The sequence below is a fragment of the Bradyrhizobium genosp. SA-4 str. CB756 genome, assembly GCF_000473125.1.
Taxonomy (GTDB): domain Bacteria; phylum Pseudomonadota; class Alphaproteobacteria; order Rhizobiales; family Xanthobacteraceae; genus Bradyrhizobium; species Bradyrhizobium arachidis.
This window is the reverse complement of record NZ_KI421499.1, coordinates 1,447,950-1,462,043: the sequence shown is the minus strand read 5'-3', so window position 1 is coordinate 1,462,043 and position 14,094 is coordinate 1,447,950. Positions and strand designations below refer to the sequence as shown.

The 14,094-nt window shown below is 65.1% G+C and carries 14 protein-coding genes; 9 read left to right on the top strand and 5 right to left on the bottom strand.

Annotation, left to right across the window (positions count from 1 at the left end; genetic code table 11):
- Window positions 1-33 precede the first annotated feature (33 nt).
- The 5 genes from BRAGE_RS0107020 to BRAGE_RS0107000 all read left to right on the top strand — a co-directional run bounded on the left by BRAGE_RS0107020 (window position 34) and on the right by BRAGE_RS0107000 (window position 2,856).
- On the top strand, window positions 34-297 hold the full coding sequence (locus tag BRAGE_RS0107020) for a hypothetical protein (RefSeq protein ID WP_027560298.1): 264 nt from the start codon (window positions 34-36) through the stop codon (window positions 295-297).
- A gap of 76 nt (window positions 298-373) precedes the next feature.
- Window positions 374-949 carry a hypothetical protein gene (locus tag BRAGE_RS0107015; RefSeq protein WP_027560299.1) on the top strand — a complete coding sequence of 192 codons (576 nt, stop codon included), beginning with the start codon at window positions 374-376 and terminating at the stop codon, window positions 947-949.
- 12 nt (window positions 950-961) lie between these two features.
- Window positions 962-1,516, top strand: coding sequence for an inner membrane-spanning protein YciB (locus BRAGE_RS0107010; protein WP_027560300.1), 555 nt, complete (start codon window positions 962-964; stop codon window positions 1,514-1,516).
- A 107-nt stretch (window positions 1,517-1,623) separates the two neighbouring features.
- Window positions 1,624-1,920 carry a hypothetical protein gene (locus BRAGE_RS0107005; protein ID WP_027560301.1) on the top strand — a complete coding sequence of 99 codons (297 nt, stop codon included), beginning with the start codon at window positions 1,624-1,626 and terminating at the stop codon, window positions 1,918-1,920.
- A gap of 15 nt (window positions 1,921-1,935) precedes the next feature.
- The gene (locus BRAGE_RS0107000; protein WP_027560302.1) at window positions 1,936-2,856 is read left to right on the top strand and encodes an SH3 domain-containing protein; all 921 of its coding nucleotides are present in this window, start codon (window positions 1,936-1,938) and stop codon (window positions 2,854-2,856) included.
- 95 nt (window positions 2,857-2,951) lie between these two features.
- Here the strand turns inward: BRAGE_RS0107000 and BRAGE_RS0106995 are convergent, their stop codons facing one another.
- A complete protein-coding gene (locus tag BRAGE_RS0106995; protein ID WP_027560303.1) occupies window positions 2,952-4,607 on the bottom strand; it encodes a fumarate hydratase in 1,656 nt (551 codons plus the stop codon).
- A 242-nt stretch (window positions 4,608-4,849) separates the two neighbouring features.
- Here BRAGE_RS0106995 and BRAGE_RS0106990 point away from each other — a divergent pair, with 242 nt between their 5' ends.
- The 4 genes from BRAGE_RS0106990 to BRAGE_RS0106975 all read left to right on the top strand — a co-directional run bounded on the left by BRAGE_RS0106990 (window position 4,850) and on the right by BRAGE_RS0106975 (window position 8,033).
- Window positions 4,850-5,323 carry a hypothetical protein gene (locus BRAGE_RS0106990; RefSeq protein WP_027560304.1) on the top strand — a complete coding sequence of 158 codons (474 nt, stop codon included), beginning with the start codon at window positions 4,850-4,852 and terminating at the stop codon, window positions 5,321-5,323.
- A gap of 257 nt (window positions 5,324-5,580) precedes the next feature.
- Complete coding sequence (locus BRAGE_RS55710; RefSeq protein ID WP_167336486.1) at window positions 5,581-5,754, top strand: hypothetical protein; 174 nt, start codon at window positions 5,581-5,583, stop codon at window positions 5,752-5,754.
- 405 nt (window positions 5,755-6,159) lie between these two features.
- Window positions 6,160-7,281: a helix-turn-helix transcriptional regulator gene (locus BRAGE_RS0106980; RefSeq protein WP_027560305.1), complete on the top strand. Its 1,122-nt coding sequence runs from the start codon at window positions 6,160-6,162 to the stop codon at window positions 7,279-7,281.
- A gap of 77 nt (window positions 7,282-7,358) precedes the next feature.
- Window positions 7,359-8,033 carry a methyltransferase family protein gene (locus BRAGE_RS0106975; RefSeq protein ID WP_027560306.1) on the top strand — a complete coding sequence of 225 codons (675 nt, stop codon included), beginning with the start codon at window positions 7,359-7,361 and terminating at the stop codon, window positions 8,031-8,033.
- Between the two features lie 295 nt (window positions 8,034-8,328).
- Here the strand turns inward: BRAGE_RS0106975 and BRAGE_RS0106970 are convergent, their stop codons facing one another.
- From BRAGE_RS0106970 to cckA, 4 genes are all read right to left on the bottom strand, one after another.
- Window positions 8,329-9,036: a glutathione S-transferase gene (locus BRAGE_RS0106970; protein ID WP_027560307.1), complete on the bottom strand. Its 708-nt coding sequence runs from the start codon at window positions 9,034-9,036 to the stop codon at window positions 8,329-8,331.
- A 255-nt stretch (window positions 9,037-9,291) separates the two neighbouring features.
- On the bottom strand, window positions 9,292-9,972 hold the full coding sequence (locus tag BRAGE_RS0106965) for a lectin (protein ID WP_027560308.1): 681 nt from the start codon (window positions 9,970-9,972) through the stop codon (window positions 9,292-9,294).
- Between the two features lie 145 nt (window positions 9,973-10,117).
- A complete protein-coding gene (locus tag BRAGE_RS0106960) occupies window positions 10,118-11,128 on the bottom strand; it encodes a Tim44 domain-containing protein (RefSeq protein WP_027560309.1) in 1,011 nt (336 codons plus the stop codon).
- 327 nt (window positions 11,129-11,455) lie between these two features.
- A complete protein-coding gene (gene cckA, locus BRAGE_RS0106955) occupies window positions 11,456-14,044 on the bottom strand; it encodes a cell cycle histidine kinase CckA (protein WP_027560310.1) in 2,589 nt (862 codons plus the stop codon).
- Window positions 14,045-14,094 lie beyond the last annotated feature (50 nt).

Here is a 14,094-nt window from a genome sequence, read left to right as displayed (position 1 = left end):
CGAACCAGGAAACGACGGAAAGAGGAGTTTCCCATGCACATTTCCTCGGTCACCGCGGGCTGCCTTGCCGTCCTCGCCCTGACCGGCGCCGTGCTCGCGCTCCAGATGATCCGGCTGCGGCGACGGGACCATGCCATTTTCAACGGAGGCATCCTGCTGGCCGTCGGCCTCCTGGTTGCCTCCGCGCTGCCGGTCCTGTCGCGCCTGCCCTGGGCGGAATTGGCCGACGAGGCGTCCGACCAAGCCGTTGCAGCACTTCACTTTCTGGAAGTCACCTACACGATTTTGACACTGTAAAGATTTTGCTTGACCCAACGTCGCGCCTGGACTACTGATCTTTACATCGTAAAGATCGACCTGACCGAGGCGGCCCATGGCGATTTTCTTGATCCTCGCGCCCTACGGCGCCTTCACCTTCCTTATGCTGGTGACGTCGGCCGCGGTCAGCGTGTTCGCGGCATCCGCGATCTGCCTCGCCACCGTTGCGATCGACGTGGCGCGCGGCCGCTCGGTGAAGATCCTGGCCACGGGCTCGGCGATCATGTTCGCCGCGATCGGCCTCCATCTCACGCTGCTCGACCCCGCGCTTGGGACGCTCGGCGTGAAGCTGTCGGTCGATATCGGCATCTTCGTCATCTCGCTCGGCTCGATGCTGGTCCGCCATCCTTTCACGCTGCAATATGCGCTTGAATCGGTCCCGGCCGAGACCGCGGCGATGCCCGGCTTCCGCTATGCCAATTACATCATCACCGGCGCCTGGACCGCGGCCGCGCTGCTCATGGCAGGCGCCAATCTCGTGTTGCTCTACGTCCCCGGCCTGCCGCTCTGGTCGAGCCTTGCGGTGGCCTTCGCCGCCCGCAACAGCGCGATCTACTTCACAAAGTGGTATCCTGAGTATCGCCAGATCAAGTACGGTACGCCGTCCGGCGCACTGCCCGCCCCTCGCTGAACAGGACCGACGATGAAGGACGTATTCGCCCGCCTCGCCTCCGACTTCCTCTCCGCGATCATCTTCTTAGTCATCTATCTCGTCACCGACAACGTCATCCTGGCGACGTCGGTGGCGATTGCCGGCGCGGTCGCGCAGGTGATCTACGCCCGCATCAAGGGGCAGCAGTTGAACTTCATGACTTACGCGAGCGTCGCGCTCGTTGTCGTGTTGGGAGCCGTCACGCTTTTGACTAACGATCCCCGCTTCATGCTGGCAAAGCCCTCGATCGCGCATTTCGCGATCGGTGCCATCATGCTCAAGCGCGGCTGGATGCTGCGCTACATGCCGCCGATCGTCACCGAGACCGTCCCGGAATATGTGACGGCCGCAGGCTATGCGTGGGCGGCGCTGATGTTCGCGATCGGCGCGGGCATGATCTTCGTGGCTTCGACCGGCGATCTGAAGCTGTGGGCGTTCTACATCACAGTGGTCGCGGGTGGCGCCAAGATCCTGGCCTTTGCCGTGCAATATGTGGTTCTCAGGCTCATCGTCACCAGCCGCCGTCGCGCGGCCGCCCGCGCCTAAATGCCTCCAATGCAGGGTTAGGCAGGCCCCGCGAGTTGCGCTATACGCTCGACCCAGGACTGGCCGCGGATCGTCGCGGCCCGCCGAGATTTGTTCGGGAGACGGGAATGGCCGTAGACGGCAACTGGAATCTGACGATGACGACGCCGATGGGCGAGCGGCAGGCGACACTGACCCTGCTGAGCTCCGGCGGCACGCTGACGGGCACGCAGGGCGCCGATGGTAATTCCGCCGAGATCTTTGACGGCACCATCAGCGGCGACGCCATCAACTGGAAGGTCTCGATCACCAATCCGATGCCGTTGACCCTCGAGTTCATCGGAAAGGTCTCCGGCGATAGCATGAACGGCGAAATGGGCATCGGCCCGATGGGCAGCTTCCCGTTCACGGGCGCGCGGGCGTAAAGACCGCGCTGCATCATGCGTGCGCTCCGTCTCATCGCGGCAACGATCCTGTGTGTCGCGACACTGGCGGCGCGCGCGGATGACACCGAACCGGCGTGGCGTGCAAGCGCGCTCGCCATGGTGCCGGCGGGCTACGTCGCAGGCCTCGCCTACCGCACCGAAGGCTCGACCGGCTATCTCGCGATCTATCCGGCGCCATCAAACGATCCGAAGACGCCGGCAAGCGTGTTCGCCGCGCGCCAAGTCCTCGTCGTCACGCTGACGGCGGACGCGACGCGCGCGATCTCGGCCGCGTTGAAGCCGCGCACCGAGCAGGCGCCCGACAACGACGACGCCGACTTCGCAAAACTGCACGCCGATCTCGCCGCAAAACGCGCCAGCCTGCCCGAAGGCACCGAGCCGTGCGATCTCGGCGCCTGGTCCATCGACAAGGACCCGAGCGGCCTCAACGTGCGGGCTGAACCTTCAGTGAAAGCACGCGTGCTCGGCACGCTGCCGCCGCCCTACCGGCTCAAGCTCGGCGGCGCCGAGAACACGCCCGACGGCGGCTGGCTCACCGAATTCCGCATCGTCGGCTTCAGGGACGGCTGGTTCCTGATCGAAGGCGCGAGGGCCCCGGGCAAGGACTACGAGGACGAGAAGCGATATCCGCGCAGCGCGCCAAAACCCTATGCGGGCCGCGGCTGGGTCGCGTCGAACAAGGTCGGCGCGAATTACGCCAATGGCGCCACGCGCATGGGCGGACTTTTCCAGGCGCCCTTCGTCGATGCCAAATGGATGCCAGCTCAGCACGAGCTTGGCGGCCCGATTGACGGCGACGGCGGACCGAAGCGGCTCATGGCGTGCAGCGGCGTCTGGGGCCTCGTCGAGAGCTACGACGGCGTCCACGGCTGGTGGCGCGCGCTGTGCTCCAACCAGGTCACGAATTGTAGTTAGAGGCTTCGCCGATAATACATCTCGTCATACGCGGGCCTGCCCCGCGTATCCATCAAAGAACGATGGATGGCCGGGTCAAGCCCGGCCATGACAGCTCAGCCCAAATTCAATTCCTTGAAGAAGTCGTTCCCCTTGTCATCGATGATGATGAACGCCGGGAAGTCGACGACTTCGATGCGCCAGATGGCTTCCATGCCGAGCTCGGGATATTCGAGCACCTCGACCTTCTTGATGCAGTGCTCGGCAAGGTTCGCCGCGGCACCGCCGATCGAGCCGAGATAGAAGCCACCATACTTCTTGCAGGCCTCGCGCACCGCCGGCGCGCGGTTGCCCTTGGCCACCATCACCATCGAGCCGCCGGCAGCCTGGAACTGGTCGACGAAAGAATCCATGCGGCCCGCAGTGGTCGGACCGAACGCGCCGGAGGCGTAGCCCTCGGGCGTCTTGGCGGGGCCGGCGTAATAGACCGGATGGTTCTTGAAATAGTCAGGCAGCGGCTCGCCCTTCTCCAGCCGCTCGCGCAGCTTGGCATGGGCAGAGTCGCGCGCGACGATCATGGTGCCGGTCATCGATACGCGGGTCTTGATCGGGTACTTCGAGAACGTCGCCAGGATGTCCTTCATCGGCTGGTCGAGGTCGATCTTGACGACCTCGCCGCCGAGCGACTGCTCGACCTGCGGCAGATACTGCGCCGGATTGTGCTCGAGCTCCTCGAGATAGATGCCGTCCTTGGTGATCTTGCCCAGCACCTGGCGGTCGGCGGAGCAGGACACGCCAAGCCCGATCGGCAGCGAAGCGCCATGACGTGGCATGCGGATCACGCGCACGTCGTGGCAGAAATATTTTCCGCCGAACTGCGCGCCCACACCCAGGCTTTGCGTCATCTTGTGGATTTCCTTCTCCATCTCGACGTCGCGGAAGGCGTTGCCGTCAGGCGAACCGTGGGTTGGCAGCGCATCAAGATAGCGGGCGGAAGCGAGCTTCACCGTCTTCATGCAGAGCTCGGCAGAGGTGCCGCCGATGACGATGGCGAGGTGATAAGGCGGGCACGCGGCGGTGCCGAGCGTCAGGATCTTTTCCTTCAGGAACGCGAGCAGCCGGTCCTTGGTCAGCACCGAGGGCGTCGCCTGGAACAGGAAGCTCTTGTTGGCGGAGCCGCCGCCCTTGGCCATGAACATGAACTTGTAGGCGTCGTCACCCTCGGCGTAGATCTCGCACTGCGCCGGCATGTTGTTGGCGGTGTTCTTCTCCTCGTACATCGAGAGCGGAGCCACCTGCGAGTAGCGCAGATTGCGGCGCAAGTAAGCATCGCGCGCGCCTTCCGACAGCGCGGCCTCGTCGTCGCCGTCGGTGATGACGTTGCAGCCCTTCTTGCCCATGATGATCGCGGTGCCGGTGTCCTGGCACATCGGCAGCACGCCGCCGGCCGCGATGTTGGCGTTCTTCAAAAAGTCCAGCGCGACGAACTTGTCGTTCGGGCTCGCCTCGCCGTCTTCGAGGATCGCGCGAAGCTGCTTCAGATGGCCGGGGCGCAGATAGTGATTGATGTCGCCAAAAGCCGCCTCCGACAGCGCCCGCAGCGCTTCGCGCGACACCACCAGCATGTCCTTGCCCAGAACCTTCTCGACCCTGACACCCTCGGACGAAATCTTCTTGTAGGGCGTCTCGTCCTTGCCCAGGGGAAACAGCGGGGTATGCTTGTAGGGCGGAACGGGCTTTGACGGGTCGGGGAAGGCGGTGGGAGCGTTCATGGGGCAAATCTCGGGGTTTTGGAGCCCTGGCGGGCCCTAGCATAGAAGCGTTCTAAGCTTTTTTGACGCAAAGGGAAGGCGTTCCGGCGCGGCCGGGGCATCCGGATTCGGCAGCCTGACGGCCCTCTTTCTGCGATGTCAGCGGAGCCGCATGGCCATCATGATGCTCGGAAGACCTGGGTGCACCCCTTGCGCTCCGGGCGCGACAAAGGTTGAATGCGCGCCCTCAGGGGCTTTTCATCATGATTTTCAAACTGAACCTCCGCGGCGCGATTCTTGTCGCCGCCGCCGTCACCGGCCTTGTGACCCTCACCTCGCCCGCGCGCGCCGACCGCTGCGATGACAGTGCCAAGGAGCTGGCGAACCAGATCGATCGTCTCAAGGTGAATTTCCGCGCCGGCAACATCGTGTACCTGGCGCATCCCTCGGCCAAGGAGCTGTCGGTGGGTTGCCGCGGCGACAAATATTCGATCGAGCTCTATGCCAAGGGCGACCGCAAGCCAACGCCGGAGTTCTTCGCGCTGGTGGGGTCGATGGCGGCGATCGTCTTCACCGTGACCAAGGACGACACCACCACGGGCGCGACACGCTGCCTGAAGCGGATGGGTCTCTTGCGCGGTGACAAGATCACGATGCGTTACCGGCGGCTCAACATGGACTGCACCCGCACCAAGACGGATGCCTCCATCGCGATCACGCGCGGCAAGGACGAGTAGGCAAGCCTCGCTCTCTCCGCACGCTCCGTCATTGCGAGCGCAGCAAAGCAATCCAGAATCCCTCCGCGGAGGCAGACCGGATTGCTTCGCTGCGCTCGCAATGACGAGGAGAGGTTCGTACGCTTCCTTGCACAGCGCGATGAGGCGCGAAAAGGCGCATTCCACCGCACCATTCCTCGCATTTTAACAATTGCCTTGAAGGAAATTTCGCTCCTCCCGGGGCAGGGTCAATTGTTTCCATGTGTGAGGATTTGTGGATGAGCGTTTCTACCGTTGCGCCGCCGCCGATCGCGATCGTGGTGCCGAGCTACGACGCGATCAAGCAGCAGGACGATCAAACCAAGGCCAAGGACAACGACCCGACCTACAAGCCGCAGCCGCCCGCGCCGCTGCCGCCGGGCCAGGGCACGCGGATCGATCAGCTCGTCTGATCGCGTCCTTCTGAACTTGAAACGCCCGATCCCGGTCGATCGGGCCTTTCGTATGTCCGGTCGCATCTTTGCCGGTTAGCCGGGTCGATATCGTGCGCGGTTGACCCCGCCCCCCACGAGCAGAACGCGATCCTCTTCATCCCGGTGGCCCGCTGTTGTTCGCGTCCGCCGTGACCTCCATTGGCCACCGGCCCGGCTGTTCCTCGCCACGTCCGCCCTCCTCGCCGCCAGCACCCGGCCGGCCTCGTTTAGCATCCGCAAAGGCGGCGCTGAACCGAGCGGGCACCTGCCCAGTCACATCAAGTGTGATCCGGCTCATCAAGATTCCGCATCCGGCGTGCTCATCTGCGAGACCGACGAGCCCGTCCGGGCGCCCATGGGACGAGCCAATGGAACTGCAAGCCAATGGAACTGAATGACAAGCTGCTCTCGCTGATGACGGATATCTACGATGCCTCGCTCGACGATTCCCGATGGACGACCACGCTTGGCAGCATCGTCGATCTGGCGGGCGGTCAGAGCGGCGGCCTGGTCCGGATCGGGGCCGGCGGCGAGGCCGTGATTTCGCACGCCGTCGGTGTCGAGCCGGCCTATATTCAGTCCTACATCGAAACCTATGAGCCATTCGATCCATCGCGCGGCGTGCTCCACGCGCCGGTCGGCCAGATCCAGACGATCCGGGACTGGATCGACGTCGACGAATTCCGGACGACCACGTTCTACAACGAATGGACCCGGCCGCAGGGTCTCGAGGACGCCGCCAATATCCTGCTCGACAAGTCCGCCGACGGGATATCCCGCCTCTCGATCATGAAGGCCGGAGGTCCTGTCGATCGCAGGATGTACCAGGTGATCTCTTACCTCACGCCGCACATGCAGCGCGCGATGCTGGTCCGGCAGAAGCTCCAGCAGCAGAACGAACTCGGGACGGCGTCGGCCCGGACGCTCGACGCCCTGCGAACCGCCGTCCTGTTGCTCGATGCCAACGGCCATATCACCCATTCCAATGAAAGCGCGCGGGAGCTTCTCGATGGCGCCGACGTGCTTCGCTCTGTTCACGGCCGGCTCGTGACCTCAGACCTGAATGCCGATCGTGCGCTGCGCCAGGCGCTGGCGGGGACCGCTGTCGGCGACCGCGCGATGACGAGCGCGAGCATCTCGCTGCATCTGGCGGCCCGCGACGGCTCGCATTATGTCGGGCATCTCCTGCCACTCACCGCCGGGCGCCGGAAGATGTTCGGGGCCAGCTTTGAGGCCTGTGCCGTCCTGTTCGTCAGCAACGCAGCGATCGATACGATCGTCGCGCCCGACCTCATCCGCAAGCTGTTCAAGCTGACGCCGACCGAGCTGCGCGTCTTCCTCGCCATCGTCGAAATCGGCGGGGTTCCTGACGTAGCCAGAAGCATGGGCATCGCCGAAACGACCATCAAGACCCATCTCACCAGGATCTTCATCAAGACCGGCACCAAACGGCAGGCGGATCTGGTTCGGCTCATCGCAGCCTTTACACCGCCCATCAAGATCTGAAGCCGGCCCATCGCGCCGGCCGCATGTTCGCCGGAAAAAATCTCTATACAACAGTCCAAGATGGAGCCGGATCGAGCATGATCGCCCGACTGCTGTTGCAGAACATGATCTTCACCGTCGCGATGGGTGCATTGCTATTTGCTTGCGCCGGGACCTTGCACTGGCCTTCGGCCTGGGTGTTCCTCCTCACCTCTGCCTTGCTCGGCCCGCTCTGTGGCTGGTGGCTCTACCGGCTCGACCCGGCGCTGCTCGCCGAGCGTCTGCGTCCGGTCATCCAGCGGGACCAGCCGGCTGCCGACAAGGCGTTCATCACAGTGTTCATCGTTGCGATGCTGGCCTGGCTGGTCGCGATGGGGCTCGACCGGCGGCTGCTTGCATCCGACGTAGCGCTCGCCCTGCAGATCCTCGGCTTCGTGTTGTTCGTGCTCTGCATGCTGTTCACGATGTGGGTGTTCCGCGAGAACTCGTTCGCGGCGCCCGTGGTGAAGCTGCAAGCCGAGCGCGCACAGCGGGTGATCTCGACGGGTCCCTACGCTCATGTGCGCCATCCCATGTACAGCGGCATGGTCCTGTTCTTCGCGGGCCTCCCGCTGCTGCTTGGCTCGTGGTGGGGACTTGCGATGGCGCCCCTCTTCCTCGCGCTGTTTGCGGTCCGCATCGGAATCGAGGAGCGCACGCTGCGCGAGGGCTTGCCGGGCTATGCCGATTATGCGGCGCGAGTGCGCTACCGTTTGCTGCCGGGCGTGTGGTGAGCGCGCATCACGCCTCAGCACCCTAAACGGAAAAACGCTGCCCTCCTTCGATCGACTGACGTCGCCGGATGCGAGCCTCGCTAGAGGAAACGCGCACCCACACAACGAAAGACGCGACAATGTTCTGCGAGCCGCCCTGTCCCGACGAGCACGACCTTGCGCCCGATGAGTCAAGCGAGCGGGCTGGTCACGATCGCTCACAATTTGCCGGAAGCCATCAGGTTTTCGGGCGCTTGATCGCGCCCGAAACGGCCGGTCCGGAACGGGGGCTGCCGCCAGCTTCCGTCCGGACCGGCTAATTGTCGAGCTCGCGATAGCGGCGGAAGATGCCCTGCTCGTTGAAGGAAATGCGGCGCTCGCATGCGAGATAGGCTTTGATGTTCGGCCGCGCGGCGATCCGGTCGTGCAGGCCGACGAGACCCGGAATATCCGTCTCGAACGCCTTCATGCGCTTCGGAAACGCGTAGCGCAGCCCGGCGACGATCTGGAACAGCGAGAGATCGACGTAAGTCAGCCGACGACCCGTCACGTAGGCGCCACCATTGCCGGCGAGCAGTTGCTCGAAATAGCCGAGATATTTCGGGACGCGCTCGTCCCAAAAGTCGGCGGTGCGCTTCTTCGCGGCCGGCCGCGCGTCCTCGTAATAGAGCGAAGGTCCGAGCGGATGATGGGTGTCATGGATCTCGACCACGAGATCGGTGATGGTGAGCTGAAGCTGGTGCACCCAGAGCTGGCCTGCTTCCGTCTTCGGCGCGAGGCCGTGGCGGCTGCCGAGATAGAGCAGGATGTTCGCGGTCTGGCCGATGACGAGCTTGCCGGCTTTGAGGAACGGCGGCGCAAAGGGCGGCGTGCCGGCATCCGCGTCCATCATCTTCATCATCGCACTGGTGCCGCGCGGTCCCCGCGCGACGTCGACGTAAGCTGCCCCCGCCTCCTCCAGCGCCAGCCGCACATATTCGCCGCGGCCCTGGATCTCGGGCCAATAGTAGAGCTCGTATTTCATGGGAGGGGTCCGTGAGCGTGAATGCTGCGGAACCAATGTAGCATGTGGCTCGGGGTTCCGTCAGGGCGAGACGGAACAGCCGCGCCACAAGCACACTGTCATTGCGAGCCAACGGGTCCGCGCGAAGCGCGGCCGGATGACAGGCTCCGCGAAGCAGTCCAGAATCTTTCCACAGAGGCAGTCTGGACTGCTTCGTCGCGGAGTCTGTCATCCGGCCCGCCGAAGGCGGGACGGCTCCTCGCAATAACGGGAGTCTCAATTCGCCGCGAAGCAATACAGCAGCCCGTCGCCGCCGGTGCTCTTCAGATCGGCCTGCGAGCAGCCGCCGTCGGGACCACGCGAGGGGTGAGAGCTGTTCCAGGACTTTGACGGCTCGTCATCGCGCAGACCCTTGCGATCCGCGTGACCGACGACGGCCGCGCCCTGCGTGCTCGACGTCCAGTTCTTGCAGGTCTTGTCGTCGCCGGCCGAAAACGCCGTGCCGTCGGGTTGCGTTCCCGTGAGGATGTCGTGCCGGTTCGGCGTATCGCCGGCGCCGTTGTTGACCTCGCCCTTCTCGCTGAGTGCCGTCTGCTTGGTGAGATTGTTGGCCGGACCATGCAGGTCGGCAACGTCCTTGGCGATGACCGAGCCCTTGGCATTCTGCCACGGTCCCTTGCCGATGCGATCGCGGGCGTTGACGGCCGGCTTGCCGTCGGCGGCCTGCGTCGAGAGATAGGCGCGCCAGGTCTTGGCACCGGCGCCGGCCGCCTGAGCGAGCCTCGCGCACTGCGCATCGGCTCCTTCCAGGCCGCCAAGATCGGCGCCCTTGCCCGGGCCGCTGGAGGTCACGAAGAACGTCATGTCAGCTGACTGCGCGTGCACGGATGGCGCCGCAAGCAAGGCCAGCGTGAGCGCGAGCCCTGAAATCGTCACGGATCTCTCGATACGGATCATCTTGTCCTCCCAGGAGTGTTTTTGGTTCGCCGCCTGACTCCAACCCGAGCCGCACCCGCTTATTCCGATGCCGCGCTGCGGGACGCCCAAAAGAAAAAGGCGCCGTGCCGAAGCACGACGCCCTGATTTCTCATCTCGTCCGCGATCAGTTGGTCTGCTGGATCGCCGACAATTCCCAGCCGCCGCCCGGACGACGGGCGAAGGTCCAGATTTCGGTCGCCTCGCCCGGCTGCTCGCTGCCGGCGACGATCGCGCCGGTGTTGCGGTCCAGCGTCTTGTCGGTGAGCGCGAAGCGCAGCGCCACGGTGGCGTACTCGGTCTCGCCTTCGCGCCAGGCTTCCGCGAGGTCGCCCTGGAGCAGCTTCACGTTGGTGACCTTGTTCACGGCGTTCCGCGCACGGTTCTGGGCAAGGTCCTGCTCGAAATAGGAGACCATTTCCGGCGTCGCGAGCGTGTGCAGCTTGGCCACGTCCTCGTTCGACCAGGCGGTCTGGATATCGCCGAGCAGGCGCTCGAACGCCTCATAGTCGTCGGGCTTGATCTCGAGCGGCGCATTGTTGTTGGCGCCGAAGCCGAAGCCGCCGAGACCACCGCCAAGTCCGCCACCGAGGCCGCTGCGATAGTTCGTCTGCGGTCCGGGACCTGCGCCTGCGTCAGCATTGGCATAGGCCGCCTGCGGACTGTGGCGGCGCTGCCACCACGACATCGCCAGCCGCACCACGAACACCACGAGCACGATCTGGATGATCAGGCCGAGGATCGAGGACAGGCCGCCGAGGCCGCCGAACAGGCCGCCGCCGAACAGCATGCCGAGCAGGCCTGCGCCCAGGAAGCCGGCCGCAAGGCCGCCGAGGAAGCCGCCGCCGCGGCCGAACAGGCCGCCACGCGCCGGCGCGGCCGAATTCATGCCTGCGCCCGGCTGGGTGTAGGTGCGGTTGAACTGCGAGGTCGAGCCCGGCGCGGTCGTGGTTGACGGCGGCGCCGAATAGGTCCGCGAGCCGCGCGACCCCGACGACATGCCGCCGCCGACGCGCGCATCGGCAGACGAGATGGCGAGCGCGGTCGGCAGCGCAAGCGCCAGCACGACAGCGATCGTCTTGAAAAGACTGCGGGAGCGTTGCGAGAAATTCATGTGCGTTTCCCAAATCCCCGGCATGGGGACGTGCCCCTAAGATGGGCAGACTTCCCGAAAAGTGAAGACGGTTTCGGAACCCGCAGCTGCGGCCCTCAGTCGCGGGGATGTGGCAAAAGCCCATATTTGGCGGGGGTTTGCCGGGGTGGCGCGGGGGAACCGTGGTCGCGGGTTACCACTGGCTTAACGAGGTGAATTCCGCTTTTGCACGTGAGTGCGGACGAGCTCTCTCCTCCGTCATTGCGAGGAGCCCTTGCGACGAAGCAATCCAGAATCTTTCCGCGGAGACAGTCTGGATTGCTTCGTCGCTTCGCTCCTCGCATTGACGGAGAGCGTGGAGAGCGCGCGCCCTCACCCCTGCTTCGTCATCGTCTCCTTCACCGCCGCCACGAGCTGGCTGAGGGTGAACGGCTTTGGCAGGAAGTCGAACTGCTGGCCCTCGGGCAGGCTCTTCTCGAACGCGTCCTCGGCGTAGCCGGAGACGAAGATGAACTTGATGTCGGGATTCTTCTCGCGCATTGCCTTGAGCAGCGTCGGGCCGTCCATCTCTGGCATCACGACGTCGGAGACGACGAGATCGATCGCACCGCTCTGCTCGTCCAGCACCTCCATGGCTTCGACGCCGTTCTCGGCCTCGACCACGGTGTAGCCGCGCGAGCGCAGGCCGCGGGCGTTGAGCGCGCGCAGGCCCTCTTCGTCCTCGACGAGAAGGATGGTGCCCTGCCCGGTGAGATCGGTACGGGGCTTCGCCTCCGCGGCCGCGGGCGCGGCCTCCTTCGCGGCGCCATTGGTGGCGCTGACGGCCGTGGCCGGCGGCTGCTCCACCTGCACCTCCGCCTCGGGATGATGGCGCGGCAGGAAGATGTGGAACGAGGTACCCTGCCCCGGCTCCGAGTCCACGTAAATGAAGCCGCCGGTCTGCTTGACGATGCCGTAGACGGTGGAGAGACCGAGGCCGGTGCCTTTGCCCACCTCTTTCGTCGAGAAGAACGGCTCGAAGATCTTGTCGCGGATGTCGGCGGGAATGCCGGTGCCGGTGTCGGCGACCTCGATCCGCACATAGTCCGCGGCCGGCATGCCCTTGTAGGCGAGCTTGGCTGCTTCCTCGGCGGTAACGTTGGCGGTGCGGATGATCAGCTTGCCGCCGTCGGGCATGGCGTCGCGGGCGTTGACCGCGAGGTTGACGATGACCTGCTCGAACTGGGAGACGTCGACCTTGACCGGCCAGAGATCGCGGCCGTGGATGGTCTCGTGCTTGACCTTTTCGCCGATCAGCCGGCGCAGCAGCATGGCAAGGTCGGACAGCGCGTCGCCGAGATCGAGCACCTGCGGCCGGAGCGTCTGCCGCCGCGAGAACGCCAGCAGCTGCCGCACCAATGTGGCGGCGCGCGTCGCGTTCTGCTTGATCTGCATGATGTCCTGGAACGACGGATCGGTCGGCTTGTGCGCGTTCAGCAGGAAGTCGTTCGCCATCATGATGGCGGAGAGCACGTTGTTGAAGTCGTGCGCGATGCCGCCGGCGAGCTGGCCGACCGTCTCCATCTTCTGCGACTGGTTGATCTGGTTTTCCAGCGCACGCCGCTCGGTGGTCTCGAGCATGTGCACGATGGCCGCTTCCGCCTCGTTCTCGGCGGCGTCCACTGGCGTGACGAAGAATTGGCCCCAGCGCTCCTTGGTGCCTTCCAGCGCCACCTCAACCGGCGCGACGTCGGCCTGGCCGTCGGCGGCCTGGTTGATGGCCGCGATCAGGAGCTGGCGGTCGCGCGAATTGACCGCGCGGAAGATCGACTTGGCGGCGCTGTCGAGGCCGAGCGCCTGGCCGAGCTTGGCGTAGCGCGCGTTCGCCCGCACGACATTTCCGGCGCGATCGACGGTGGCGATCGCCATCGGCGTGTGGTCGAAGAAGCGCATGAAGCGCACTTCGGCGGCCCGATCGGGATCGCTGCGCTCGTCGCGGGCGCGGCTGATGACGAGCGTGCGCGACGGCCCCGGCCCACCGTCGGCGCCGAAGGCGAGCTTGTGATAGAGCCGCACCGGCATGGTCTTGCCGGTACGCATGCGCAGATCGATGTCGAAGACCTCGGTCTTCACCTCGCCCGGAACCGCCACGATCGCGGTGAGCAGCGAGGCGCCGTCGCCGGAGACGATGTCGGTGAGCTTCAACCCGCCGGAACCGATCTCGGCGAGGTCGTAGTCGAGCCAGTTCGCCAGCGTCGCGTTGACATAGGCAAGCTCGCCGGCCGGATTGACCGAGAAGAAGCCGCAAGGCGCGTGATCGAGATATTCGATCGCGTGCTGGAGCTCCTGGAACACGTCCTCCTGGCGCTCGCGGTCGCGGGTGATGTCGGCGATCGACCACACCGCGTATTTCGCCTCGCGCTTGCCGCTGCCGAGCGGACGTACCCGCATCCGCAGCCAGCGGCCCTGGCTGCCCTCGTGGCCGGAGATGCGCACCTCTTCCTGCTGCCGCTTGCCCTCGCGGGCAGCCTTCAGCAGGCGGAATACGGCCTCGGAAACGTCAGGGTTGCCGATGAAGACGCGCTCGACGGGCCGCACGTCCTGCGGACCGGCAGCGCCCGTCAATGTCAGATAGGCCGCGTTGGAATAGACCACATGGCCGCGCGGATCGGTCACGGCGAGGCCGTCGAAGGCATGATCGGAGATGCGGGCGATGATGGGATCGTCGAGATTTCGGTCGGCGAAGCGGATGATGCCGGCGGCGAAGGCGAACAGGTTGAACAGGCCGACCATCGCCAGCACGGCGAGGATGCCGAGGATGTAAGGCTGCGCCTGCGCGCGCCCGAGCGTCATCAGCCCGATGGCGACCGCAACGAGACCGGCGGCCACCAGCAGCACCAGCGCAATGCTGCCCGAGCGCGGCGACGGCTCGTGCGCCGCAACGGGCTCGCGTGTGAGGTCGTGGTCGGTCTCAGCAGTCATCTCAAGCTGGCGCAGCCTGTTGGCAGAGAATCAACGCGCCGCCGCGCGCA

Excerpts from the sequence above, each read along its gene's own strand:
- BRAGE_RS0106960 (WP_027560309.1), bottom strand. The coding sequence starts at position 11,128 with ATGCCGGGGATTTGGGAAACGCACATGAATTTCTCGCAACGCTCCCGC.
- BRAGE_RS0106980 (WP_027560305.1), top strand. The coding sequence starts at position 6,160 with ATGGAACTGAATGACAAGCTGCTCTCGCTGATGACGGATATCTACGAT.
- BRAGE_RS0107020 (WP_027560298.1), top strand. The coding sequence starts at position 34 with ATGCACATTTCCTCGGTCACCGCGGGCTGCCTTGCCGTCCTCGCCCTG.
- BRAGE_RS0106995 (WP_027560303.1), bottom strand. The coding sequence starts at position 4,607 with ATGAACGCTCCCACCGCCTTCCCCGACCCGTCAAAGCCCGTTCCGCCC.
- BRAGE_RS0107010 (WP_027560300.1), top strand. The coding sequence starts at position 962 with ATGAAGGACGTATTCGCCCGCCTCGCCTCCGACTTCCTCTCCGCGATC.
- BRAGE_RS0106990 (WP_027560304.1), top strand. The coding sequence starts at position 4,850 with ATGATTTTCAAACTGAACCTCCGCGGCGCGATTCTTGTCGCCGCCGCC.
- BRAGE_RS0106975 (WP_027560306.1), top strand. The coding sequence starts at position 7,359 with ATGATCGCCCGACTGCTGTTGCAGAACATGATCTTCACCGTCGCGATG.
- BRAGE_RS0106970 (WP_027560307.1), bottom strand. The coding sequence starts at position 9,036 with ATGAAATACGAGCTCTACTATTGGCCCGAGATCCAGGGCCGCGGCGAA.
- BRAGE_RS0107000 (WP_027560302.1), top strand. The coding sequence starts at position 1,936 with ATGCGTGCGCTCCGTCTCATCGCGGCAACGATCCTGTGTGTCGCGACA.
- BRAGE_RS55710 (WP_167336486.1), top strand. The coding sequence starts at position 5,581 with ATGAGCGTTTCTACCGTTGCGCCGCCGCCGATCGCGATCGTGGTGCCG.
- BRAGE_RS0107005 (WP_027560301.1), top strand. The coding sequence starts at position 1,624 with ATGGCCGTAGACGGCAACTGGAATCTGACGATGACGACGCCGATGGGC.
- BRAGE_RS0107015 (WP_027560299.1), top strand. The coding sequence starts at position 374 with ATGGCGATTTTCTTGATCCTCGCGCCCTACGGCGCCTTCACCTTCCTT.
- BRAGE_RS0106965 (WP_027560308.1), bottom strand. The coding sequence starts at position 9,972 with ATGATCCGTATCGAGAGATCCGTGACGATTTCAGGGCTCGCGCTCACG.
- cckA (WP_027560310.1), bottom strand. The coding sequence starts at position 14,044 with ATGACTGCTGAGACCGACCACGACCTCACACGCGAGCCCGTTGCGGCG.